Source organism: Elusimicrobiota bacterium (assembly GCA_016788905.1).
In the GTDB taxonomy this organism is placed as follows: domain Bacteria; phylum Elusimicrobiota; class Elusimicrobia; order FEN-1173; family FEN-1173; genus JADKHR01.
The window spans coordinates 1-25,571 of sequence record JAEURZ010000005.1 but is presented as its reverse complement, the minus strand read 5'-3'; the positions used below and the strand labels follow the sequence as shown (position 1 = coordinate 25,571).

Here is a 25,571-nt window from a genome sequence, read left to right as displayed (position 1 = left end):
TTGCAAATTCCACTGCCCGTTAGGCCAGGCGGAGCGTGACAGGCTGGCATCTGGTGCGGCCCTCTTACCTTGTGAATAAGGAGTTTACCGCAACAGATGCTTCTTTTTACACCCACCCTCCCTCCTCATGAGCCCTTTTATAGGTCATAATAGGAGTGTCGTTCCACTCAATGCCCCCAGGAGGCCCTATGGATCCAGTGACACCTAAAGGTGAACAACCGGAAAAAGAGAAATTTCGTTCAGGGATGGAGGATGAATTTAGAAAGTGGGGAGCCCGTTTGGATGAGCTTTTAGGGAAGGTGGATCAAGCCACGGGGGATGCGAAAGCGGACCTCCAAAAACAAGTCGCTCATTTGAAAGAAAAACAATCCCAATTGAGGGAGAAACTGGGCGCCTTGAAAAACGATTCTGGGGAAGCCTGGGACGGATTAAAAGTTGGGGTTGAGGCCGCCTGGCACGATCTGAAATCCGGTTTGAACTTGGCGTGGGACCGATTGCGTCCCAAAAACGACGGGACGAAAGAGAAATCTTCCAAGGATAAATAATTCCACGCTTTTAAGGAGAAAACCATGACGGAACAAACACCAGATTCTGTTTCACCGGCAACGCCCATTGAGACCAACCGTCCCCAAAAGACCTACGGGACAGCGGTTAAAGTAACCCTCATCAATCTAGGTCTGTTGGTCTTGATCGGGGGTGGTTTGTATTTATGGAAAGAGCTCTCTGTACGGAAAGTTATAAATGAAAGTGCCCAACGGGAAGAAGCCGTTGTGGCCAAAACTCAATTGGAATTGTCGAAGAGGACGGAAGGATTTCTTCAATTGACCGCCATCCCCTTCGTTTGGGCTATTCGTTCCGAGATGTTGCGTGAAAACATGGAACAGGTGGACGGGTACACCCGCTCGTTTGTTCGACAACCGGGGGTCGGGTTTGTCGCCGTGGCGAACGCGGCGGGAAAAATTGTGGTGGCCACAGATAAAAAATGGGAAGGCCAGCCCCTCACCGGCCTAATTGCTCAAGAGATCGTGGCGGTTTCCAGCGTGCAAGTTTTGAAGGGCGCGGCCGAGGAGTCCTATCAGGTGGTGGCCCCGGTGATGGGCTACAACTCTCGCCTGGGAACGGTTCTTCTTTCTTTTTCAGCGGGGGCAGTGGAGGTTCAGGCGGGGGCCGGTGAGCTTGATCCTAAGGTATCCCAAAAATAACAAATAGGAGATTTACGCCCCTGTGGAGGGCCTTTCTTCAAAAGGTTCTGGGGTGAGAACAATTTCATTTTGGCCCCAACCTCTTTTCTTGAACTCATTGAGGATGGCCTCCGTCACGTCGGAGGAGAACGCGAATTCGAGACGGGTGTCTAAGACGTAGGCTTTTATTTTTAATTGAGTCAGAACCCTCCGTTCGATCGGTTTTTCCACAACGACAACGGTCACTGGTTTTTTGAGGTAGACGTGGGGCGACGTGATGGCGGCTTCCCAGGCGATCTTTCGGGCGATCAGAATGTCCGCTTGGGGCGGGAGATAAATCTCGGTAACCACCTGGCAATCCAACGCCCCGGAGTTGGCGTTGGAAACGGATTTGTTCACGATTTCCATGTTGGGAACCGAGACGGTGTTGTCGTCCGGCGTAACGATGCGTGTGGTTCGAAGTCCAATTTCAACCACTTCTCCGTAAAACTCCCCAACTTTTATTTTATCCCCAACCTGAAACGGTCGATCCAAGACAATCATTAACCCACCAAAAATATTTTTCAACATGTCCTGGGAGGCGAACCCGATGGCCACCCCAGACGCGGTCATGAACGCGAGAAGAGTCTCCCGTTGAGGATGAAAAACCCAAACAACGACCACATAAATTGTCGCGCTCCAAACCAAAACTTGGAACGCGGGTCCGGCTTTTTTTAAGAAACGGTATCGCGCGGCTCGTTCCGATAACGTGTTTAAAATGAAGAGACCCAATCGAATAGCGAGGAAGGCCCCCATGACCAGCGCGATAGAAAACGCTATTTTAATCCCTAAGTTAGATGCCCGTTGACGCACTTCTCCCAACGGTTCTTTTAAGGATTGAGAAGCAACGGCGATGTTCATGGAGAGGGATTCTTCTTTGTGTGTGATTTCGACCGGTTCCGCTGATCCGGATTTTCCACCCCAGGCCAGTGTCCCTCCCCACAGACCGATACCCAGGATGACCGCCACGACGATTCGACGCTTAATCATAAATGAGGTTTCCTTCCCGTAAAACTTTAATGATTGCGGGGACTAAAATCGGGTTGGGCTGGTATCTCCCCAGAGGGGTTTCCAGGAGTAACTTTTTGTCCGAAAGCTCACGCAGCAGTATTTCGCCATGAGAAAGAGTCGATCGAAAAATTTTTGAGTAAAGAAGAGGCGTCATGATCCCATGTTGCAAAGTGGCCAGCAGCGTCATCCGATGCAATGGACTTAACATGCGGATGACCCCGGTGTCCAGGGGTTTAAGAGGATGAACCAACACTTGTTTATCGTCCGAGAAATCCACAGAAGACAACCAATAGAACAAGGCCGAGTAGGTGTTTCCATCAGAGGCCTCTTTCAGGTCTTGAAAAAAACGGTTCCGAATGTTCGGTTGGGTGTCTTTTTCAGAGGTTTGCTTTTTCCAGGATAAAACTTTTTTAGGGATAAACCCGTCGGGAGCGACAAAAACTAAATCGTAGCCTGTGATTTCATGCCGCACCGTCATGACCCGTTCGAGATCTTCACGATCCATGTTTCTGGCGTTAATGGTGTAGGAAAAATGCCGGGAAAAAGAACGGACGCGATCCAGATATTTCCAGGCTGTTTCTCCCAGACTGACCACCCAAAGAATTTCTGGACGGGTGGCGCTCATGAGATGAATAAAGGCATCCAAGGCCTCAAACCCTCCAATGCGACGACTAAAGAGAAGGTTGGCCCCTTCCAAAACCACCACAGCTTTCCCTATTTGTTCTTGAAGGGCTTGGGAGATGTCCCCCAGGGTCGGTTCTTTGGGGAGTTTGCTGAGCTTTAAAGCCTCCGTTAGAAACTGAAAAAGACCCGGGATGTCATCTTGAATGTCCTTCAATGTAATGAAATGAAAGGGAACATCGGAAAAAAACCGTTGTTGTCCACAAAGGATCAAACTTGTTTTTCCGCTTCCCACGGGACCAAAGATTCCGATAGAAGATGGAAATCCTTGTTGCCAACGATCCCGGGCGGACTTCAGAACTTCCAGAGATTCGTCTCGGCTAACAAAAAAATCTTCATCGTCCAACGGTTCAAAACGGAAAACCCGTCGATACAAAGGCGGAACCTTTGCCAAGGGTTGGGAAACGGTCGCTCCGTCCAACGAGTCCAGCCACAATTGGGTGTCGGAAGGTTTGAGTCCCAAGTGAGCCCTGGCTTGGCTTAATTTCTCCCGCCATTTTACCCATTGGCGTCCCAAAAGAGAAACGGCAATCCGGGAGCGTTTTTTCATTCGCGACCACCGTTCTTGGCTGGCAAGAACGAAATTTTCCATTTTTTGGGTGACGATGGCTCCCACAGTATCGGCGACGTCTATGTCCTTGCGAATGCGTTGGAGAACGTTCTCGGCTTGGGAAACCAAATCGGCTTCGATTTGTTTGTGTTCTTGGGCCATTTCATCCAGCAGGGTTTTGAGGCGGGTTACAACCCGGTCCATCCCTCCCTCGGCTGTGGCCCGGGCTGAGGTCAGGGCGGAGGGGGGGATCGATCCCTGGGCATCTTCCTTGAGTTCTGCTGACGCCGATTCTAAGTTGAACTGGACCACACGGGCTGATTCGCGAAGAACTTCTTGCACTTTGTGGGCCATCCCGTTCGTTCGCGTTAACCCTTGCCGGATGGACAGGGGGAGGTCGTTGCCCAATCGGGCCTGTAAAATCGATTGCCACGGGATCTTTCTGACGCGAACAGGCCACTCGCGTTCGCCCAAAGAGAGGGGCTGAGAGAGCCACGAGAGTCGCCGTTCCACCCACCGGTGTCCGCGTCTCAAGACTTTGGCGATTTTTATAGTGAGCGAATCTCCTTCTTCGAATTTAAGATTTTCATTGGTGTGAACCACCACATAGTGGGGAGGGGCCACGCGAACAATGGCGTCCACCGATTGGGTGAGTCGTTCGCGAAACGCCGCGGCTAAGTCCGTGCGGCGGGCCAATCGTGACACACGCCGGTGAACCGTGAGAACCAGATCCCCCACGCGGTTTTCTTCCTCTCCGATGAACGTCCGTAAGTTCAGAGAAGGGGTGGGCATTTCAAAAACAGCCAAAACCCCGGCCTGCTCTTTAATGAGGTCGGTGGAGAGTTGTTCCACATGTTTGGCAATATTTTCCTGAACTTCAGTTTGGATGTTTTTGGATAAATCCATTAGAGTTTTTGTTAACCAAAGGGCCAAACCGTTCATTTGTTCGTCCAAAGGGGTCCCTTGATCTTTGGCTTGATCGACCGGAACATAAGTCCCCCCTAGAAAGACCCCAACGCCCCGAACCATTAAGGTAAAGAGCCAAGTCGCCCCCAAAACAGCCAGGACCCAAGCTCCCACCCAAACCCAGGTTTGGTCAATGAAAGGGGGATAGTGAGAAAAATAGAATTCTTGAAGATAATTCAATTTGGTTTGGACAAACGACATTTTAACGCCTCGGTGTGATGTTACGTATGTGCTTATAGTACTATTTAGTGAGTCAGAATTGCGGCACAACCTTGCCATTGACAAGGGGTGGAATGGGGCAGTATATCTATGAAAAGGAATCAAGGAAGAGTGATATTTCAGGATGATTTCAGTTCGCGAGCAGGCAGAAGTCAGGGGTTCCAGGTAAGCTTGAGTATGGAGAGTGATCGCCAAAAATGAAAAGAATAAGGCAGGGTCAGGTCCTTCTAGGCGCTTTTGTCCTGGGAATTTTGTTGACGACCCCAGCGGCAAGTTGTGTCTATCTTTCAACAGCCCCATTTTCGTTGGTGAACGAAATGGGCCTAACGCTTCATTGGGGTTCCTTGTGCAGCACGGGTACTGTCCAATACAGTCAGGTGGATGACGACCCGGCTTTCCTTTCTCCGTTCACCCTGGCGACTTTCAACCCGCCCACCGTTTTCGGTTCAACGATCCCGCTTCTCCCCAACACCCTCTATTACGCTCAAGTGTCCACCCTGGCGTCCATGGCGGGCAGCGTCGCGCTGGGCTCTACTCGTACGTTGGCCAATCTTCCCTTGGCGCTTCCAGTGTCTGTTGTTTCCACCACTCAACTGCAACCTCAGTGGGGACAGAACGGGAATCCCCTGGGCACTCTCTATGAAATTCAAACCACTTCGGACGGTTTTACGACAGTTATTGAGACGACCGCCACAATGAACACGGACATCATCTTTAACGGATTTTCTCCCAACACCACCTACAGCTTTCAGGTTCGTGCTGTTAACACTGACGGGAATCAAACCTCCTTCGTTTCGTTGGGATCCACAGCCACCGCGGCAGAGGTTCCGGGAATGACCGTCCCCAGGTATTCCCATTTGACTGTACAGGGTTTCCGTCTTCACTGGACCTCCGGAGCGGTGATAGGAAATCCACCCGACACTGTCTATGAGGCGCAACTTTCCCCCGTGTCCGGATTCAGCCATGGTCTTGTTTCCACGTCAACCGCCCAGCTTTACGCGGATTTTAATGGGTTGGCGGAAGGAACGACCTATTTCGCCCGTGTTCGAGCGGTTAATCGGGAGGCTCTGGTCACCTCGTATCAATATTTTGGTTCCACGGGCACACTCCCTTTCTATAACACCTCGGGGTCCTCTGGATCGATTCAAAGTCCTGACGGCGCTGTGCGTTTCACGGTGTCGTCTGGAACATTCGCGGAGGACTATCGTCTTGTGCTTTCCACCACTCCGATTCTCACGCCGTTGGGGTCTCTGGAGCTTCCCAGCCTGATTGCTTCCGCTGAATCCAAGTTGGAACAAAACCCGACTCTTCCCCGCACCCCTCTCCCGGGCGCCGTCGCGGAAATTCGGGCCATGGACATAGGAGGGGCCTTCCTTTCACCCCACGGGAATGTGGAAGTGCGGTTTCTCTATCCGTCCGCTGACGGTGAAAATGTGGATGTGGGGTCTGGCACGAAACTTCGAGCGCGAACCCTTTCCGTTTACCGATTAAATGAAGAAAAGGCTCTCTGGGTCCGATTGCCCTCCTCTCGCGTGGATCTTAACGCTCGGTCTGTTACCGTGAGCGCCCCTGGGTTGGGTGTGTTCTCTGTTTCGGGTCAAATGGATACCCGTTTAGAAACGGCGTACGCTTATCCGGTCCCTTTTCGAGGGGAACGGGGAGACTCCGCGATCACTTTTGGGGACCTGGCTGAAGTCGCTACCGTCCGTGTCTTTAGTTTGCCGGGGCGGTTGATCAAAACCCTTGAAGAAAAAGATGGGGACGGTGAGCTGGTGTGGGATGTGCGTGATGAGGAAGGGGATCCTCTCTCCAGTGGCGTCTATTTCTATCTCATTGAAAGTCCCACCGACAAGAAACGCGGGAAACTCGTTATTCTCCGGTGATCCCATGAAAAAAGAAATCCTTCTCGTGTCCATGGTCATCGGTTGGGTGGGTGGCTTTGGTTCCCTGGCTCAGGCGGGACGAACCGACTCGTTTGAATTTCTACGGCTTCCTACGGGCGCGCGTACCTCCGCTCTGGGCGGTGCGGGTGTGGCAGAGGCTACGGGTTTGGCGGGGATTCAAATCAATCCGGCGGGCCTGGGCCGAATATGGCGGGACGAAGTTTCCTTGAGCGGGGCCCGATGGATCGACGATGTGGACGTTCAGAATCTGGGATTCGCCCATCCCTTTATGGCCGGTGGGGCTCTGGCGGGAGGACTGACCACCCTGAGTTATGGGGACATCCCTGGGTATAGCCCCACCGGGGGGTCCGAAGGGAATGTGAACGCCCGGGATACCGCCACTCGATTGGGGTATGGGAGGAACTTTGGGTCCCGTTGGGCGTGGGGAGTTCAGGGAACCTACGCCCAGGAACAATTGGCGGGCACCAGTGCCCACGCGCTTGTTTTAGATGGGGGAGGTCTTTGGTCTCCCGCCCGTCAGGGGCCCTTGAAGACGTTAACGTTCGGAGCTGCCTTTCGTCATTGGGGGCAAAATCCAAAATTCCAGGGTAAAAATGAGTCTTTGCCCCGTTCCCTTCAAGCCGGAGTGAATTTTCGACCCTTTTTTGAAGGGCTAAGCGTTTCCGTGGATGGGCTCTTTCCGGCGGGGCAGAGTCCGTCCCTGGTCGCGGGGGTGGAATATTGGGCGCGTGATGCGGCGGCGTTCCGGGTGGGATTTAATGGGCGTGAGGCTCGCGAAGGCAGTGGGGTGACCCTCGGGTTAGGTTTTCGGGCTTGGGACTTGGACGTTGACTATGGGTATGTTCCCCTTGGGGCACTGGGTGAAATTCATCACCTGGGGATAACGTATCGCTTTGGAAACATGGCGGAAAAACATTACGCTCGCGGGGTGGTTAGTTTGCAATCCAAAGATTACGCCCAAGCCGTGATCCATTTTGCCCGGGCCATTTCTAAAAATCCAGACCATCGGCGCGCGCTTATTGGTCTGCGGGACGCCAACGCCCTCCTCCAAAAACAGAACATCACCCTTACCCCATGAAATGGGTTTTTAGAATGGGGGTCCCAGCAGGGGCGCTGGTCTTATTATTGGGGAGTGCTTTCGCAGGTGAAGAAACGCCCAAGTCCTATTTTCAGGAGGGACAAGCGGCTTATGATCGCGGGGAATACGCCGCGGCCGTCAACCTTTTAACGGAGGCGTTGATTCACACGCCGCGGGACAGGCGGGTATCCCGACTTTTGTTGTCGGCGGGACAAAAAGTAATTGACGGAAACAAGATCGATCGAATCCCCGCCAAAGATCTCCAACAGATCATTGATCAGGCTGAAAATGTTTTGGAGGAAAGACAACGGGATCTTCGCCGGGCGCTGGCGGAGTTGAAAATCGCCGAACGGGCAAGCCATAAACGCACCCCCAAAGAAACCTTGCGGGCCTGTCGCGGTGTGGACCTGATGTTGGAGGTCACGTTGGGGGATGATCCTGCCAGCCAAAAGTTTCGGGATTATCTCCATTCGGTTTGTTCCAATTTGGAGGCCGCCTTGCACGCGGGAGTTCTCCTTAACCCATCGGACGAAAAACGAGTCATGGGCTATGTGGCTTTTTGCAAATCGGATTGGGAGGAAGCCTCCCGATCGTGGGGAGAAGCCTTATCGCTCAGGCCGGACGACGGTCCTCTGCGGGACCTGTGGGTTGAAGCCCAGGATCGGTTTGAAAAAGATCAAACAGAAAAAGAAATAGAACAGGGATTGGCGAAGGCGGAAACCGCGATTAAAGAAAAAAGAGACAAAGACGCTCTTTCCCTGTTGCAAAGCGCCATGAAGGCCGCTCCGGGAGACAAACGATTAATTCTCCTTTTTGAAAAAACGCAAGAACGGGTGTCTCGTGAGGCTCGCGAAAAGCTGGTCCTCTTTCATCGTGAAAAAGCACTCAAAGCACAACGGGCGGGCCAATGGATCTCGGCCGCCCAAGGGTGGCTGGCGGTGCTCCAGGAAGATCCGTTGGACCCTCAGGCCCGGGACGAAATTGAACGTATCCGAGTGCGCGTGGGGAACCGGTTGGGCCGCCTTGTTGAAACAGAGGACCCCGTTCTGGCGGGAGACGCCGCGGAAACGGCAGAAAAATTATACACCCTTGGGCTCATCCGTTACGCCGAGGGGGACCTGTCTGGAGCGGCCGACCGATTTCTGGCGTGTTTAAAGGTCAACCCGGGGCACGCCTACGCCCGTAAAGCGCTCGAACGTGTCCATGAGGAAAGAAGGCCGACCCCGTGACTCTCCGGACGCGGTTCATGCTCTACGTGGCGGGATTGACGGTTGGATCTTTCGTTCTTTACGCGGGGGCTTTGTCCTGGACCCAACGGGAAATTTTAGAGCAAGAACAGGATCGTGCCAACCGCGAAGAAAGCGGACGGTGGACTCTCCTGTGCGAACAATCGGTTCTTTCTAAAGATGAAATTACGCTCATTCATTACGTTCGTGAACTTCTTCATTCGGACGATGTCCGTTGGGCTTCATTTCTCGCGACGGATGGGCGGGTGATGATGCATACGGAATTAAGCTTGAAAAATAGCGTGGCGATCGATGCGATCAGTCATTGGGCCCGCGGGTTGGACCGTCCTGGCCACCGCGTTTTTCCTGAGACGGAAGGGACGCCCCTGGTGGTTTACGCGGGACCGGTGAACCGGGGGGGGGAACGGGTGGGCGTGGCCCTATTGGCGTTTGATGGTCGGGGCCAGAAAGACCGTGTCCACACGGCGTTGGCGGCCTCGTTGCAACGGTTCGGGGGGGCCACGGTTGTCTGTTTGGTCATTGGTGTTTTGGTTTCCATGGGAGTGGCGCGGGGTTTGGTGTGGCCTTTAAATGAGCTCACCCTCGCTGTCCGTCGATTGGGGAGGGGGGATTGGGGGGCGAAACCCTCTGTGACCCGGCGGGATGAAATAGGCGAGTTGGCTTCGGCTTTCAGAGAAATGTCCCGCCGCTTGGCCAAACTTGACGAGTTGAAGGACGAATTTGTGGCCACGGTCTCCCATGATTTACGCAATCCTTTGGGGGCCATCACGATGGCCACGAAGTATCTGATGGACCCGCCGGCGCCCCTTTCTAAAGAATCCCACCAACAAATATTGGCCACGATTCTCGTGAGCACCGCTCGACTTCGAAACATGGTCGATAATATTTTAGACGCCGCTAAAATCAAACAGGGTCTTTTGGACTCTTTAACTGAGGATTTCTCAATGAACAAAGTGATTCGAGAACTCCGCGATCTTTTTCGGTCCCAGGCGGAAGAATTTGATAGAGATTTTCGATTGGTGACCACGGACGATTTGCCTCTGGTTCGGGGGGATGAATCCCAAACCTACCGAATATTGTCTAATCTCTTGTCCAATGCGTTTAAGTTCACCTCCTCAGGAGATGCCATCACCCTGTCGGCCGAGGCGACCCCTCCCGGGGCCGTGACCGTGACGGTTTCCGATACCGGTCCCGGTATTCCGGCCCGGGACCTTCCCCATTTGTTCCATCGTTTCAAAACCGCCGAGAACGCTGGAAGGGATGTGAAAAAACAACAGGGTACCGGGTTGGGCCTCGCCATTGCCCTCTCCCTCACCGAAGCCCAAGGGGGCCAGTTGACCGTTAGTTCAGAGCAGGATCAAGGAACCACTTTTCGTTTTACACTTCCCCAGAGTCACCCCACGTGACCGCCTCCCTCCTGTTGGTGGAAGACGATCCGGGGATGGCGGCCATGACGCGACGGGTTTTGGTTCAGGCTGGTTATCATGTGACGGTTGCAGTTTCGGCGGAGGAGGGCCTTTCTCTCATCCAACAAAGCCAACCCGACCTGGTGATTTCGGATCTTCAACTTCCCGGCATTACCGGTCTGAAAATGTGTGAGATTTTGAAAGGGAACAAGGCCACCGCCTCCCTTTCCTTTATTTTGGTAACGGTGTTAGGAAAAACACAGGAAAAAGTTTTGGGATTGCGAACGGGGGCTGATGATTATTTAACCAAACCTTACGAACCCCAGGAACTCTTGGCGCGTGTTGAGGCGGTATTGCGGCGCTCGCGTGACGCGGGACAGGTTCAAACGTGCTACCGCCTGGGGGATCTCCTGGTCGATGCTTCTCGTCGTGAGGTTACCCTTAAAGGCCGTCCCATCACCTTGCGACGCAAGGAATACGAACTCCTTCTCACCTTCATTCGAAAACCCGGACGACTTTGGACACGGGAAGCGCTCGTTTCCTCGCTCTGGGGGGACGATGTGGTGGTGACCCCCAATACACTGGAAGCCCACATTAAAAATCTGCGGGCTGGTCTCGGGTCGTGTGGAAAGTGGATTGAAACCTTGGTGGGGGAAGGATACCGCTTCAACGACCGTTCGAGCTAACTATCCTTTTTTTAGGTCCCCGCTTTTCAGACATATTTCAGGTGGTGTTCAGCCTCATTCCAGACCGTTTGATTAATATTCTCTTGGAAGGGGTAACCCTTCCGGATGAAATTATTCTCATGAGGAGGAATGATGAAAACCTTAAAAATACTGTTGGCTGTCTGTCTGATTGGCGCGGCGGCCGCTTGCAGTCGTAATTCAAAAGACAAGTTCTTCGGAACAGATACGCCGTCGTCCAGTGATGCGGCGGTTCCCGACACGAACTTAACAGCGGCCCCTGTGGAAGAACAGTTAATGAACAAAGTGGCCACAGGAATTCTTGCGGAAATTACGGGGAGCAACATCCACGCCCTTTCCGCCCCGTCGGCGCTATCCAATTGTTCGCCCGGGGACGTGACGTTTAGTTCCACAACGTATCATTATCCACCGGCCGTGCACGGGTCTTCGCAAGTCTATACCGTCAATGGGACGACGTATTTTTCCGCCAACAACTACACGAGTTCCGGTGGAACGCTGGTCTTTCTTGTAGAAAAAAATGGGACCTGCCTAAAAAACTCGTCCATCTACGGAACCTTGTCCGTCACCGGGAGTTCCTACACGCAATGGGCTGACGTCAACTACCAATTAAAATACAGGTATTATTATTATAAATACAACTACAATTACAAAGGAGATCTGCTCGTCATTGACGGGTCCTACACCATCGGTTCTGAAACCGGAACCACCCAATACCCATTCAAGTGGACCATTAACATCTAAAAGAAATCGCCAGGAGGCCTCTCCCCGCTTATCGGGAGAGTGTCTTTCTGGGGACGGGGTTCAAGGGCGGTAAGGGAATTGCAAAATCATGTAAAATCGGGAAATGACGAAACATCGATGTTTTGATTTTGTAGGGAAATAAGCTCAACCCATGGCCCCGATTTCTTCAGGTGCTTGGAAAGCGTTGAACGCCCGTCTGGAACGGTTGGGGGTGTTTGAAGCGGATTTGGAAGAACGGTTTGTCCGATCGGGGGGACCGGGGGGGCAAAACGTCAATAAGGTTTCCAGTTGCGTCCTGTTGGTCCATGTTCCTTCCGGCGCCACCGTTCGGTGTCAGGAAGATCGATCCCAAACGCTCAACCGTTATCGGGCCCGCCAGCGGTTGGCGGAAAATTTAGAAGAGAAACTGTTGGGGGCGGCGAGCGCCAAGCGTCAGGCGGTCGAACGAATTCGACGTCAAAAACGCCGCCGGGGTCGTCGCTCAAAAGAAAAAATGCTCGCGGCCAAACGGCATACCGCCGAACGGAAAGAAAACCGTCGCCCCCCGAATTTGTCCGAAATCTGAATTTCTTTACAGAGACCGAAAGGAAACTAGTTTTTGGGTTTGTTCGTTCCAGAGAGCGAGGGGGATGCATTTCAAGCTGCTCCAGAGTGTAAGGCGGGTGACGTTTTGGAATTCCGGGTTTTCGTCAAAACATTTTTGCAGGCGGTAGTTGGGGATCCGACTGTTGTAGTGATGGATGTGGTGGAGGCCAATGCTTCCGGTGAACCATTGGAGTATTTTCGGTAAAACGTAGTAGGAACTTCCTTTCACGGACGCTTCAAAATAATCCCATTCATTGTCCCGTCGCCAATAGGTGTCTTCGTATTGATGTTGGATGTAAAACAACCACGACCCCATCACACAGGACAAGAAAGTGATGGGAACCTGTACCAATAAAAAATTCTTGAAACCAATGGTTTGCCAGGCCACGAGTCCCACGACCAAGAGGGCGAGGTTCGTGAGGTGAACACTTTTCCATTCACGTTTCCAGGATTTAGGAATGTTGAGGGGGAGCCGGTGAACAAGACCAAATTGTAAGAAAGGACCCACGATGAACATGGTGAGGGGATGGCGGTACATTCGGTATTTGAATTGCCCCCATCGGGACAGGCCTTTGTATTCGGTTACGGTTAACAAATCAATGTCACCAAAGCCCCGTTTGTCTAAATTTCCGGAAGTGGCGTGGTGAATGGCGTGGGTTTTTTGCCAATATTGGTAGGGGGACAACGTTAAAACACCTATCCAAAACCCTACGAAATCGTTGGCTTTCCGTGAACTAAAGAAAGAACCATGTCCGGCGTCGTGTTGAATGATGAACAATCGGATGACAAGAAGTGTGGTGGGAACCGTCAAGAGAAGTGTGATCCAATAAGAATAGGCCAAACTTTTATAGGCGATAAACCACATGAGGCCAAAGGGCACCGCGGTGTTGATGATTTGCCAAACGCTTCTTCCAGTGCTGGGTTGTGCGTAGGCGTGCAGTTTTGCGATTTTGGGAAGCGCATCCACCTGCGTGTAAGAAACATCCAACTTGGGTGCAAACGTATTAGGAACGGCCATTAAATCCTTTTGGGAGAGCCCATGGCTGTGACGGGGGGATCCAGTGTTTCATTATACGCCATTTTAGGCCTTCCCACCACGAAATGTTGGGCTCAGGCGCAAAAGAACCTTTTCATCAATGGCGTATTGCGTTGGGGGTCACGGCGGGATGGGCCGGTGGGGAGGAATCGGATTTACCCAATCGTCTCCAAACAGCGTTGATCCGCGCCAAGACCAGCGTGGGTTTGATGGGTTTCAGAAGATAATCGTCGGCCCCCATGTCGAGGGCTTGAAAGCGATTTGCGTCACCGGTGTCGCCAATTAAGCCCACGATGGGTAACCCAGTTTTTCCCACGATTCCCCGGATCCCTTTGATCACGTCAAATCCATCCACGTGGGGCATGTGGACATCCACCATCATCAGGTCCGGGTTGGTTTGGCTGGCGGCCACCAAGGCTTCACGACCGTCCGCCGCTTCGATGACTTCAAAACCAGAATTGGCCAGGAGGGTATGAAGCATCGTCCGGAGTACCGGATCGTTATCCGCAATGAGAATTCGCCGTGCGCTGGGAGAAGGGGGAGATTGGAATTTTTCTACGGGTTGGGGCTTTTCCCCTTCCTTTAAAACCAGATGAGAGGAAATTTCCTCCAGGGAGGTATCCCCCCGCGTCAGGTGCCAAAGGGCATCTTGCCGTAGCGTTTTAAGATCCCCTTTGTTTTCGGCGATGGAATGCAAAGTGGAGGCGTCGCCCCCCTGATAAATCCGGTCACGAAGTTCTCGGTTCATATGTAAGAACTCCAAAAGGGCCAGTTGTCCCACGTACCCGCTGAATCCGCAGAACGAACATCCTCCGGGATGATACAGGGTCGGTTCATACGTATAATAACGCATCCAACGCACGACGAAAGGGGGGATCTCTTCATACGGAACGGGTCTCCGGCAGGAGGCGCAGAGTCGTCGAACGAGTCGTTGGGCGGTGATGGCTAAGAGAACGGGGGCGAGTTTAAACCGGTCCACTCCCAAATCAATTAACCGATTGATCGCGGAAAGGGCGTTGTGGGTTTCCAATGTTGTAATAACCAGGTGTCCTGTCACAGCGGCCTGGAAAACAGTGGATGCTGTTTGCGCGTCTCTCATTTCTCCCACAAAAATGGCGTCCGGTTTTTGCCGCAGGACGGATTGAAGGGCGGTGGCGAAGGTCATTCCCTGTCGCTCATTGACGTGAACTTGGCTCATGCCTTCCAGTCGATATTCAACCGGATCCTCAAGCGTAATGATGTGGATGTCCGGAGATTTTAATTTGTTCAGGAAACCGTAAAGCGTTGTGGTTTTTCCGGACCCCGGAGGTCCTGTGACGACAATCACGCCCTGGGGCAGGTTGAGCAAGGTTTCCATTCGGGCCACGTTGGTGGAACCAAATCCCATATCCAGAAGTGACCGATGCGCCGAACGGGGGTCCAAGAGGCGGACCACGATCTTCTCTCCGAAAGAGCTGGGAAAACATGAGATCCGCAACTCGATGTCATTGCCCGATACTCGGATTTGGGCCCGCCCCTCTTGGGGTTTGGGCGGGTCGGTCCCATCCAGGTTTCCCATCCTCTTGATGCGAGAAACCAGCGGCCCCGCCCCGATGTCGCGCGGTACTGTCATGACATTGCGCAAGGTCCCGTCGATGCGGAAACGAACTTCCGTCCCCCGCTCCCCCTGTTCAATGTGAACGTCCGAGGCGCGGGTTAAAATCGCTTTGGTGAGCAAGCTGTTCACCAGCGTGTTGACCGGTGCCCAGATATCCGGTTCTTCCGTGAGGAGGGGCGTGTGGGTTTCGGGGTCGACGAATTCACATCGATTGTCTACGCCGAGCCGTTCAACCAAAGCGGAGACACCGAAGTCCGCCTGATAAGAGGCCGAAATCAGTGAGAGAATCTGGTTCGGGGTGCCGTAAAAGGGGACGATCTCTCGACCCGAAATCGCGGCCAGGTCGGCTTGGGCATCCAAATCAAGGGGATTGACCATGGCGACGTCCACTCTGTTTTCTTGGGTTCGCACCGGGAACACCTGAAGGCGTTGGCACAGGGTTTCGGGGAAGAACACCCTGCCCCATCGGTCAGTGCCCACCGTCCCGGTAGGAATGGGGGGAATTTGGTGATGGGTGTGAACCGCTTCACAGATGAAATCTTCCGTGGCGTGGGCGCCCGCAATAAGCCCGTCGGCTAAGCTGGGGATCCTCTCCTTTCTCAATGTGTCAATCACCTCAGGTTTAAGGGAGGAACATGTCGCCAACGTGCGGGCGAGCCATTCGTCGACGAATCGATGATTTTCGGTCATAAAACCGTCCCTCCGAACAGACCCGAAGTGACTGATGGAAGTGCCGGGGTGTCTTATTCAGTATGAGAGGATAACGTTCTCCTGTCAATGGCTTCCGCGTTTGCTATTTTAAGGCCATGAAGACAACTCTCCCAGAGTTAAAAACAACACCTCGACCCCTTCGAGTTTTATTGACGGGAGCCACAGGGTATGTGGGCGGACGGCTCTTAAAAGATTTAGAAGCGGCAGGGCATCAGGTCCGTTGTTTGGTGCGCCGTCCGGAATTACTTAAGGGGCGTACGGGACTCACCACCGAGGTGTTTCGCAGCGACCTTTCGGATTACACCACCTTGGTGGAGGCTTTGCGCGGTGTGGACGCGGCGTATTATTTGGTTCACGCCATGGGGTCACCGGTCGATTTTGAAAACGAAGATCGGCGATTGGCGGATATTTTTTCCCGCGCCGCCCGGGCGGCGGGTGTGGGACGAATCATCTATTTGGGCGGCCTGTGCCCGCCGGCGGACCTGGATCTGTCCCCCCATTTGCGCAGTCGCCTGGAAGTGGGGCAATTGTTCCACGCGTCGGGAGTCCTTACGTTGGAGTTTCGGGCCTCGATCATTTTGGGGTCTGGAAGCCTTTCCTTTGAAATTATTCGAAGCCTTGTGGAACGGCTCCCGGTGATGGTCACCCCCCATTGGGTGCGCGTGAAAGCCCAACCTATTTTTATTGATGATGTGTTGTCGTATCTTCTCCAGGCCTTGACCATTCCCCTCACCAAAAACCAGGTTTATGAAATTGGGGGGGCGGACGTCATGTCGTACGATACCCTCATGGGGGAATACGCCCGCCAACGGGGACTTCGGCGGTGGATGATTCCGGTTCCCGTTCTCACCCCGCGCCTATCGGGGATTTGGCTTAATCTGGTGGCCCCGGTGTATGCCCGCATCGGCCGGAAGTTGGTGGAAAGCATTCGTCATTCCACTGTAGTAAACCACGATATCGCCCTCCGGGATTTTAGTGTTCGTCCGTTGGGGGTTAAGGAATCGCTCGCACGGGTTTTACAGGGAGAAGAGCGTCACTTCAATATGACCCGTTGGGCCGACGCCGTGTCCAGCCAATCAAACGAAAGGGCCTGGCGCGATGCCCCTTGGGGGGTTCGCATTGTGGATTACCGTCAACTCCAGAGTGGGTTGACCCCTGACCAAGCGTTTGGCCGGATCCAACGGATTGGGGGAAAAAACGGGTGGTATTTCTTTAACTTTCTCTGGCGGTTGCGGGGTTGGGTGGACGCCCTGGTCGGCGGTGTGGGCCTACGTCGGGGACGGCGGGATCCCGTGGAGTTGCGCGTGGGGGATGCCCTGGACTATTGGCGCGTGGAAGCCATTGAGCTCGGTCAACGGGTTCGGTTACGGGCGGAAATGAAGCTTCCGGGCCGAGCTTGGTTGGAATTTGAAGTCAAACCTCACCCGGCCGGCTGCGAGATCCATCAAACAGCGATCTTTGATCCCCTGGGACTGTGGGGATTGGTGTATTGGTATGCCCTTCTCCCCATCCACGTCTGGATCTTTAGCGGGATGCTAAAACGGATTGGGCGCGCGTAACGCCTCTTTTTCGTCGATGCTATTGAAAATTCAATTTTTTACTATGTATAATTTTCGGCCAAAGGATACTAACAGTGGGAGGTACCTCTTGTGATCGCTTGTGAACGACTGACGCGCAAATACGGAACCCTGACCGCGGTGGACCGGGTGTCCTTTGAAATTAATCAAGGGGAGATTGTGGGCCTCTTAGGCCACAACGGAGCGGGGAAAACCACCATCATGAAAATGATGACCGGTTACCTGGAACCCACGGAAGGTCGAGTTTTGGTGGATGGAAAAGATATGGATGACCATCGACGACCGTCCCAATCTAAAATCGGATACCTCCCTGAAAACGGCCCCCTTTATCCCGACATGACCGTTTTGGATTTTCTTTCCTTTACCGCCGACCTGCGCGGAATTCCCATGGAGAGGCGCGATCAAGCCGTTCGGGATGCCCTTCAGAAAACGGACCTTTTGGCGAAAGGCGCCCAAAGTATTCAAACCCTTTCGCGGGGCTACCGCCAGCGTGTGGGCGTGGCCCAAGCTCTGATCCACAAACCCCCGATTTTGATTTTGGACGAACCCACCAACGGGTTGGATCCTTCCCAAGTTCTTCAAATGCGGTCTCTCATCCGGGATTTGGGGCGAGGGTCCATTGTGGTCCTCTCCACGCACATTCTGCAAGAAGTGGAAGCCGTGTGCGACCGGGTGCTCATCGTGCTCAATGGCCGTCTGGTCATGGACAAAAAACTATCGGAACTGAAAGCCAGCGAACGCCTGTTGGTGACCGTGGACCGATCGCCTCGGGAAGCCGAACCCGCCTTACGGGAGTTGGACGGGGTCGAGGGCGTTGACCATTTGGGGGGGCAGGAGGGGGAACACCGCTACGCCCTTTCGCTCCGGGAAGGTCGCCCCGTGAGGGAGGCGGCTCCAACGGTCGCCCGGGGTCTCGTCCAAAAAGGGTTTGCGGTGTATTCGCTTGCGCCCGAACGACGCGATCTTGAAACAGTTTTCCGGGAAGTGAACACACAACACGAATCCGCAGAGGAAGGAGGACGCCGATGAAAAACAATATCGTGCGCGTCGCTCGGAAAGAATGGGCCAGTCTTTTCGGGTCGCCGACCGCTTACATTTTTTTAGGGGCTTTTTTGGCTGTGACTCTTTTTGCCTTTTTCTGGGTGGACACTTTTTTCGCTCGGAACCTGGCGGACGTTCGGCCTCTTTTTGAATGGATGCCGGTTTTGCTTATTTTCCTTATGAGCGCTGTCACCATGCGGATGTGGAGCGAAGAGCGGCGTATGGGGACCCTTGAATTTCTTATGACATTGCCGGTCAAAACAACGGATTTGGTTTTGGGTAAGTTTTTAGCTTGTTGGCTTTTGGCTGTGACCGCCCTCGCGCTCACCTTGCCGCTTCCGATCACCGTCTCTTTTATGGGGCCGTTGGATTGGGGCCCTGTCCTCGGTGGGTATCTGGCGGCCTGTTTTTTAGCGGCGGCCTACGCGGCGGTGGGACTCTATATCTCGAGCAAAACCGATAGTCAAATCGTCAGTTTAATTCTCTCCGTTTTAGCGGGGGCGGCGTTTTATGTGGTGGGGTCCGACCTGCTCACGGCGTTTGTGGGAAACCAGGGGTCCGAAACCCTTAAACTTTTGGGCACCGGGTCCCGCTTCGAGTCCATCACCCGTGGGGTTTTGGATATCCGTGACATCTATTACTACGTGAGCCTTTCGGCGGTTTTCTTGGCGTTAAACACCTATGCTCTTGAAACCCTTCGCTGGTCGCGGGAACAGGCGCGCCCGAACCACAAAACGGCTCTTTTGACCACGGGGCTTCTTTGCGCCAACTTTTTGGCGGCGAACCTGTGGCTGAAACCCGTCGCTTTTTTGCGCACAGACATGACGAAGGGAAAGGTCTATTCCATTTCACCCGCCACGAAAGGTGTTCTCTCCCAATTGCGCGAACCCTTGTTGATTCGGGGCTATTTTAGCGCCAAAACACATCCTCTCTTGGCCCCCCTGGTTCCGCGGATACGGGATCTGATCTTGGAATACCAAACGGTATCTGGCGGGCGTGTGCGCTCGGAATTTATCGACCCCATGGAACAACCGGCTCTGGAAAAAGAAGCGGCGGAGAAATATGGGATTAAACCTGTTCCGTTCCAAGTGGCCGACAAATACCAATCCGGATTGGTGAACTCCTATTTTAATATCCTCGTTCGGTATGGAGACCGGCATGAAGTGCTCGGTTTTGACAGTTTGATCGACGTGAAACAAGAGACCGAGACGAAAATTAATGTGGAACTGCGAAACCCTGAATACGATGTGACACGGGCGATTAAAAAAGTTCTTCAAGGATACCAGAGCGAATCCGATCTGTTCGCCACACTTCACCAACCGGTGACGTTGACCTGTTACATTTCTCCCGACAAAGAATTGCCGGAATCCTTTCGGGAATTTCGTGGTCAAATCGTGGGGATTTTGGAAGAAATGAAGAAAGACGCGGGAGAAAAGTTTACTCCCCTGTTCAAAGATCCCCGCGAAGGGGATGGGGCTCTCGCCCAAGACCTGGCGAAAAAGTTCGGGATTCAACCCCTACGCGCGTCGCTTTTCGACACCCAAACGTTTTATTTCTCACTTCTCTTAAACGATGGGAAAAAGGCCGTGATGATTCCTCTTCCCAAAGATTTGACCGCGGCGGGGTTTCGCCAAAGCATTGAATCTGGGCTGAAACGCTACTCCACGGGCTTTTTGAAAACCGTAGCCCTCGTCACGGCACCTCCGGAACCCCACTACACCCCGGCCGACGGGTTCGCCATGAAACCGGAAAAGACGTTTGAACAGCTCAAAAACAAGTTAACCCAAAACCATTCGGTGGTTCCGGTGGATTTAAAAGACGGTCGTGTTCCGGGTGAAACGGATCTTCTGTTCGTGGTTGCGCCCAAAGACATGGACGAAAAGCAAGTGTTTGCTGTGGATCAGTTCCTCATGAAAGGGGGGACGGTGGTCCTGTTCACTTCCCCGTTCAACGTCAAAACGAGTCCCTTAGCGGTGACTTTTCAAAAGAGTGGGTTGGAGGAATGGTTGGGTCACCAGGGGATCTCGCAAGATCAGCAAATGGTTTTGGACCCGCAAAACACACCCTTCCCTCTTCCTGTGGAACGGCGTGTGGGGCCCTTTGTGTTCCAGGATATGCAACTGATCAACTATCCCTACTTTGTGGATGTTCGGGGGCCGGGATTGGCCGGGAATGTGGTAACCGATGGCCTTCCCCAAATGACGGTTCACTGGGCGGCCCCTGTTCTGGTGGACAAGGAAAAGAATATCGGTCGACAGGTGACGGACCTGTTGAAGAGTTCACCGGAAGCTTGGACGTCGGCGTCCACCAGTGTGCTCCCCACGTCCCAACCCAACAAGTCCTTTGGGTTTACCCCGAGCGGGCCCCGTGGCGCTCAACCCATCGGGGTCACGGTGGAAGGGACCTTCGAATCTTTCTTTAAGGGGAAAAAGTCACCGCTTCTGCCGGAAGGGAAAAAAGATCCTAAAGCCAAACCCCCGGAAGAGGTGGTGTTTAGTTCTGTCATTGAAAAATCGGCCGAATCCGCTCGCTTGATCATCGTTGGGTCGAACGATTTCATGACCGACGAAATCTTGCGGTTTACGAGTTCGGTCGGTCGAACGCCCTATCTGAATTCTCTTCAATTTGCGGAAAATGTGGTGGATTGGTCTCTGGAAGATCGGGGACTTTTGACCATTCGGGGACGGGGCCAATTCGCCCGGGTCTTAAACCCCATGACCCGATCCAAACGAATTTTCTGGGAATACCTGAACTACGGGCTGGCCTTGGCCGGTTTAACCGGACTGTGGGGTGTCACCCGTGGCCGGCGTCGCCGTCATTTGGCTAAAATCCCCATGATCCTTGCGGAGCGGAGGGCGTCCTCATGAACATCAAATCGAAACTGTTGTTGGGTCTCCTGGTTGGGCAAATTTTCCTGGCGGGTGTCTTCTTTTTGAATCGACGCGGGAGTGGGGCTTTCGAATCCAGCGAATCTCTGTTGGGTATCGAAAAGGGAGACTACGATAAAGTCACCATTACCGAACCCCTAAAACCTCCGCTGACGCTCACTTACACCGATGGAAAATGGGTGATCCCTGAACGGGCCGGTATTGTTGTGTCTCCCGAAAAAATGGCTCAAACCATCGAGAAGCTTGTGGGATTAAAAAAGTCCTGGCCCGTGGCGGACACAACCTCCGCTCAAAAACGGCTCAAGGTTTCCGAGACGGAGTTTGAAAAGAAAGTGGTTTTTTTTAGAAAAGAAAAAGAGAAAGAAACCGTTTACGTGGGTTCCTCCCCCGAATTCCGAAAAGCCCATCTGCGCCCGGCCGATTCAAAGAAGATTGTTCTGGAAGAGTTTTCTGCCCATGAATTATCCACCAATCCCACGGATTGGGAAGTCAACACGTCTTCTGTTCCAGCGGTAGGCACAACCAGCAACCCGTGATGACGTAGGCTAAATCCTATCCTGGCCGATTCTTTTGAAAGCTGTCAAGAGCCGTGAACTGATGGAGTCTAACGGAATAGCAGGATCAAAGAGGTCCTGATTAATTCCCCCATATTCGATCTCTCGTCGACTTAAACGGGAGCAACGATCCTACCCCTTAAAATCATTTCTCGCTGTTCCCCAGATAAACCGATAAGGCCCTTTGACTGATGGACGCCCTTTCACCAAAACGGTAAAAAATGGGGGGTGAATTTTGGAGGGGGCAAAAAAGGGCTGGGGTTGTGATTTATTTTTTAACCGCGTGCGGGGGCGGGCGGTCGCAGAACTCGCGACCCCGGGGGCGGTTTCTCCCCCGGGACATTTCCCCATTGCAATAGGGGCGATTTCTTCAACTTTATTTTCTTAGGCCTCTTTTGGTTGTTTGCCCTGGATTTGTAAGCCAACAATTTCTTCCATGACCCCCTCTGCCGGTTCTGGGGACATACTTGTGGCAGGAGAGCCCTGCCATGAAAATCCCGAAGAGGCGTTGTCATCATTGTCACCGTTGGTTTCAGTCGGATCCCCGCTTTGCCGCTTCCCAAAAATATTGTTCCCATGCGCAATACCGCCGTGAAAGTCGGTTGGCATCGCACCGCCGTTGGTGGAGCAAAAACGGCCGGGAAACGGATGTGGCCCGAGCCTCTAAACACGGAAGCTGGGCCAAGGAAAAGCACTATTGGGCTACCTGTCGCTCAAAACATCCAGATTACTGAGCGGCGTCGCGCAAAAATCCTCATTTTGCGTCGTTGAAAGTTCCCCATCCCCCCGAGGATGGGCGTAGAGCATCCTTCCATAGGCTTAAAAAAACAAACCTGGATTCCATTGAATGACCTCACTGGATGAATTATTCCGATTCGGCTAGAGACTGGGTTTTACGGTTTTTGAGGCGATAGGAGGTTCCTTCGATACGGATCACGTCGGAATGGTGGACGAGGCGGTCGATGATGCCTTTGGCGCAGACCATGTCGTGGAATATTTTTCCCCAGTCTTTGAAGGCTCGGTTGGTCGTAATGACCGTGGAGGCTCTTTCATAGCGGGCGTCGACGACATTGAAGAGGAACTCGCCTTGTTTTTGGTCTAAGGACAGCCTCCCCAGTTCATCAATGATCAGCAAGGGGGGATGGGTGTAGAGCTTCATGGTTTTGTGGAGGCTATGGTCGGCCTGGGAGGCCTGAAGATGGTTGACCATATCGACGGCCTTGGTGAAGAGGGTCCTCACCCCGGCGAGGGCGGCTCTGTGACCCAGCGCTGTTGCCAGATGGGTTTTGCCCAAGCCGTTGCCGGCAATAAACACCAGCCCTTCGCATTTCTCAACAAATCGGAGCTCAAAGGCCTCGATGATTTTGGCCCGCGGGATGGCCGTGGGATGGGCCCAGTCAAAGGCGTCGAGGGTTTTGATGGAGGGAAACCGTGCCTGGCGTAGGCGGGATTGAACCTGGCGCTCAAATTTGGCGCTCACCTCGTTGGACAACAAACGTTTCAAGAAAGTTTCGTGGGACAAATTGTCTTTCCCTGCCTTCGCCAGAAGATCGGCGTAGGATTCCGCGCTGATGGGGAGGTTGAGGTAGTCGAGCATAGTGGGGATGGTATCCGGGGCGGATTTAAGAACGATGGGCGGTGAACGCTGCCTCACGCGGAGGGACCTCCTGTGGGATCGGAATCCAAGTCATAGATGTTCAAATCAGGGTCCGGGGTTTCGATCTCATTCCATTCTGGCTGTTGCGGAATCTCTAGCGTAGGAAGTTCCGGTAGTCCGTTGGCGGCGCGGCGTTGCAAGAGAATGTTCTCTACGTAGGAGGAACCAAAAGCATTGCAGGTGATGGCGTGTTCCATGGCGGAACCGACTTCATTTTTGCCATAGGTGGTGACAAGGGTCAGGATGTGCCGAAGGTGTCGGATCGGGGGGAGCTGGGCGGCCACCAAGCCATCGAGAAAGGTTTTGGCGATGGGACCCAATTCCGCAAACCGTTTGTGGAGAATGGTGTGAAAATATTTTCTTTTTGTGGCGAGAATGCCTTCAAAGTGTTTAGGATTGTCGATCACCTGCCCGCGATCGTAGGAGCGTTTGTGTGAAGCGATCTCTTGGGAATCCAAAAAAAGGTGGACGTCGGTGGGGGTCGCCTTAAGAACCAACGTTTTATAAGCGTCTTTGTGGGGAACGGAATAGAAGTTGGCGTCAAATCGGACGAGGGCCTGATGGCTGGAGCGGACGGCGCGGGTGACACGAGAATCATAGGGCCGTGTGGGAAGAAGCAAAAGGAATGGCTTTTCGTGGGTCAGACGATCGATAGGGCGTTCACGGGTGGTTCTGTGGATTCGAACATTGGCGCTGTCATCGAGCCATCTCTGAACGTCTTTATTAATCTCCGGCCACGCTGGCATGCGACCTGCCAGAAAGTTTGCCCGTAGAAAATAAATGCCATTTTCGACTTTCCCTTTCTCATTGCCCCGGGCAATGTTGCAGGGGACAGGCTGGAATCCAAAGACCCCTGCGAATTCCATGAACGACGGGTTGAACCGAATATCGGCGCCAAAGCGGGAGAGAACAACCTGGCGAAGATTGTCATAAAGAATTTTAGTGGGAATCCCGCCAAAGGCGCGGAAGGCATTGATGTGGCACTGAACAAAATCTTCCAGGCACTGGGACAGAGTGAATTCCACATACATCAATCGTGAATAGCTGAGGACCATAACGAACGCGGATAAGTTTCGCCGGGTCTTGCCAACCAAAACGGAGCCACAATGCGCCCAATCGCACTGGGCTTGTTGGCCGGGGGGTGTTTCGATGCGGAGGAAGACCGGTTTGACTTTCACCCGCAGGTCACGCAGGTGTCGTTGGAGGATGCGAAGGCTCCCGCGGAATCCCTGATTGTGAAGCTCCCGCAAAAGGACAGGGGCCGGCAGTTTGGGGTAGTCCACAAGGCGTTCAACAAGATACGACGCGAAGGGGGCCACCCGCGATGGTCCACAGGCGCGGGTCACCACCGGCACCCGCTCCGAGCGAAGCGCTCGCCGAACGGTTTTCCTGTCGAGATTCAGGCGCCTGGCGATATGAGCAATGGGGACTTTTTCGGTCCTGTGTAGCCGTCGGATTTCTGCCCAGAGTTCTGCGTTCATGGGTTTATGATGCCACAGTTACCCCATGGAAACCATATCGTTTGGTTTTGCAAACACCTCCCGATCCACCAGAAAAGAGACAATTCCGTCGACAGACCCCGCCATCGCGTCTTGTTTTGCAAACAAGGCCGGGGGTCTCAACATCGCCAAGTATCCGACGGGATCCCGTCGCATCGCGTCTTGCTTTGCAAACACACATCGCGATACCCGCATTCTCTCGCGCGTTTGATTGCGGTTTCTTTGGGTGTAGTCCGGGTGGCTGGCGCGGTAGTCTTTCCAATACGTGGGGTATTCCAGCGCCCACGTCCGCATTTTACCTACTCGCCCTGAACAATAACCGGGGTTTTTGGCCCGCCACCCCTGATCGGCCAGCTTTTTTCGGGCGCGCCGGCAGGAGAGCTTTCCACACGCCTTTTGAATCCTGCGGGTACGGGCGTCCGGAACATACCCTTCCCCACAAATCATGCAACGTCGTCTCTTCATGGCCGTCACCCCCTCATTAAGTCAAGGGTGCCACCACATCACTATTTAGTCGAGATTTGTTTCTTTACAGCCAGGTTAGGCTGGGGAAGGGATTACGACGTTTTGCTGGGGATTCTCTAATGGCGCATAACCGGGGAAAACAAAGAGACGTCTCTCAGTCTGCGAATTGGTTTGGAAAAGTCGAAATGCCGATGTCTCGCCTGGGTCTTGATGCCAAATCATTTTCACCTTCTG

General features: G+C 53.3%; 20 protein-coding genes. 13 read left to right on the top strand and 7 right to left on the bottom strand.

Annotated features, from left to right (window positions below; all coding sequences use genetic code 11):
* Positions 1-188 precede the first annotated feature (188 nt).
* Together JNK54_03220 and JNK54_03215 are read left to right on the top strand one after the other, a co-directional pair.
* Positions 189-545, top strand: a complete 357-nt coding sequence (locus JNK54_03220) for a hypothetical protein (protein MBL8023282.1) — start codon at positions 189-191, stop codon at positions 543-545.
* Positions 546-569: 24 nt separating this feature from the next.
* Positions 570-1,202 (top strand): hypothetical protein, encoded by a 633-nt coding sequence (locus tag JNK54_03215; GenBank protein ID MBL8023281.1) that lies wholly within the window; start codon positions 570-572, stop codon positions 1,200-1,202.
* 12 nt (positions 1,203-1,214) lie between these two features.
* Here JNK54_03215 and JNK54_03210 read toward each other — a convergent pair whose 3' ends face one another.
* Both JNK54_03210 and JNK54_03205 read right to left on the bottom strand, forming a co-directional pair.
* Complete coding sequence (locus tag JNK54_03210; protein MBL8023280.1) at positions 1,215-2,210, bottom strand: mechanosensitive ion channel; 996 nt, start codon at positions 2,208-2,210, stop codon at positions 1,215-1,217.
* Positions 2,203-4,629: a hypothetical protein gene (locus tag JNK54_03205; GenBank protein MBL8023279.1), complete on the bottom strand. Its 2,427-nt coding sequence runs from the start codon at positions 4,627-4,629 to the stop codon at positions 2,203-2,205. Before JNK54_03205 ends, JNK54_03210 begins: the two co-directional genes overlap by 8 nt.
* 215 nt (positions 4,630-4,844) lie before the next feature.
* On the opposite strand from JNK54_03205, the gene JNK54_03200 reads away from it, so the two are divergent.
* From JNK54_03200 to JNK54_03170, 7 genes are all read left to right on the top strand, one after another.
* A complete protein-coding gene (locus JNK54_03200; protein ID MBL8023278.1) occupies positions 4,845-6,530 on the top strand; it encodes a fibronectin type III domain-containing protein in 1,686 nt (561 codons plus the stop codon).
* Between the two features lie 4 nt (positions 6,531-6,534).
* Positions 6,535-7,629 (top strand): PorV/PorQ family protein, encoded by a 1,095-nt coding sequence (locus JNK54_03195; protein MBL8023277.1) that lies wholly within the window; start codon positions 6,535-6,537, stop codon positions 7,627-7,629.
* Entirely contained in the window at positions 7,626-8,858 is a 1,233-nt protein-coding gene (locus JNK54_03190; protein ID MBL8023276.1) for a hypothetical protein, read from the top strand. Before JNK54_03195 ends, JNK54_03190 begins: the two co-directional genes overlap by 4 nt.
* Positions 8,855-10,282, top strand: coding sequence for a HAMP domain-containing histidine kinase (locus JNK54_03185; GenBank protein MBL8023275.1), 1,428 nt, complete (start codon positions 8,855-8,857; stop codon positions 10,280-10,282). The genes JNK54_03190 and JNK54_03185 overlap by 4 nt, the downstream gene beginning before the upstream one ends.
* Entirely contained in the window at positions 10,279-10,968 is a 690-nt protein-coding gene (locus JNK54_03180; GenBank protein MBL8023274.1) for a response regulator transcription factor, read from the top strand. Before JNK54_03185 ends, JNK54_03180 begins: the two co-directional genes overlap by 4 nt.
* A 132-nt stretch (positions 10,969-11,100) precedes the next feature.
* Positions 11,101-11,727: a hypothetical protein gene (locus tag JNK54_03175; GenBank protein MBL8023273.1), complete on the top strand. Its 627-nt coding sequence runs from the start codon at positions 11,101-11,103 to the stop codon at positions 11,725-11,727.
* Positions 11,728-11,878: 151 nt separating this feature from the next.
* Positions 11,879-12,292 (top strand): peptide chain release factor-like protein, encoded by a 414-nt coding sequence (locus JNK54_03170; protein MBL8023272.1) that lies wholly within the window; start codon positions 11,879-11,881, stop codon positions 12,290-12,292.
* A gap of 6 nt (positions 12,293-12,298) precedes the next feature.
* On the opposite strand, the gene JNK54_03165 is transcribed toward JNK54_03170, so the two are convergent.
* Positions 12,299-13,330, bottom strand: coding sequence for a fatty acid desaturase (locus JNK54_03165; GenBank protein ID MBL8023271.1), 1,032 nt, complete (start codon positions 13,328-13,330; stop codon positions 12,299-12,301).
* A 115-nt stretch (positions 13,331-13,445) separates the two neighbouring features.
* Positions 13,446-15,635 carry a Flp pilus assembly complex ATPase component TadA gene (gene tadA, locus JNK54_03160; protein MBL8023270.1) on the bottom strand — a complete coding sequence of 730 codons (2,190 nt, stop codon included), beginning with the start codon at positions 15,633-15,635 and terminating at the stop codon, positions 13,446-13,448.
* A 116-nt stretch (positions 15,636-15,751) separates the two neighbouring features.
* Between tadA and JNK54_03155 the strand changes: the two genes are divergently transcribed.
* The 4 genes from JNK54_03155 to JNK54_03140 all read left to right on the top strand — a co-directional run bounded on the left by JNK54_03155 (position 15,752) and on the right by JNK54_03140 (position 21,698).
* The gene (locus JNK54_03155) at positions 15,752-17,215 is read left to right on the top strand and encodes an SDR family oxidoreductase (protein MBL8023269.1); all 1,464 of its coding nucleotides are present in this window, start codon (positions 15,752-15,754) and stop codon (positions 17,213-17,215) included.
* A gap of 90 nt (positions 17,216-17,305) precedes the next feature.
* Positions 17,306-18,262 (top strand): ATP-binding cassette domain-containing protein, encoded by a 957-nt coding sequence (locus JNK54_03150; GenBank protein MBL8023268.1) that lies wholly within the window; start codon positions 17,306-17,308, stop codon positions 18,260-18,262.
* A complete protein-coding gene (locus JNK54_03145) occupies positions 18,259-21,141 on the top strand; it encodes a Gldg family protein (GenBank protein ID MBL8023267.1) in 2,883 nt (960 codons plus the stop codon). Before JNK54_03150 ends, JNK54_03145 begins: the two co-directional genes overlap by 4 nt.
* The gene (locus JNK54_03140) at positions 21,138-21,698 is read left to right on the top strand and encodes a DUF4340 domain-containing protein (protein ID MBL8023266.1); all 561 of its coding nucleotides are present in this window, start codon (positions 21,138-21,140) and stop codon (positions 21,696-21,698) included. The genes JNK54_03145 and JNK54_03140 overlap by 4 nt, the downstream gene beginning before the upstream one ends.
* An 883-nt stretch (positions 21,699-22,581) precedes the next feature.
* Here JNK54_03140 and istB read toward each other — a convergent pair.
* From istB to JNK54_03125, 3 genes are read right to left on the bottom strand one after another with little or no spacing between them, the layout of a single operon-like run.
* Entirely contained in the window at positions 22,582-23,370 is a 789-nt protein-coding gene (gene istB / locus JNK54_03135; GenBank protein MBL8023265.1) for an IS21-like element helper ATPase IstB, read from the bottom strand.
* The gene (gene istA, locus JNK54_03130) at positions 23,367-24,854 is read right to left on the bottom strand and encodes an IS21 family transposase (GenBank protein MBL8023264.1); all 1,488 of its coding nucleotides are present in this window, start codon (positions 24,852-24,854) and stop codon (positions 23,367-23,369) included. Before istA ends, istB begins: the two co-directional genes overlap by 4 nt.
* Before the next feature lie 18 nt (positions 24,855-24,872).
* Complete coding sequence (locus tag JNK54_03125) at positions 24,873-25,337, bottom strand: hypothetical protein (GenBank protein ID MBL8023263.1); 465 nt, start codon at positions 25,335-25,337, stop codon at positions 24,873-24,875.
* Positions 25,338-25,571 lie beyond the last annotated feature (234 nt).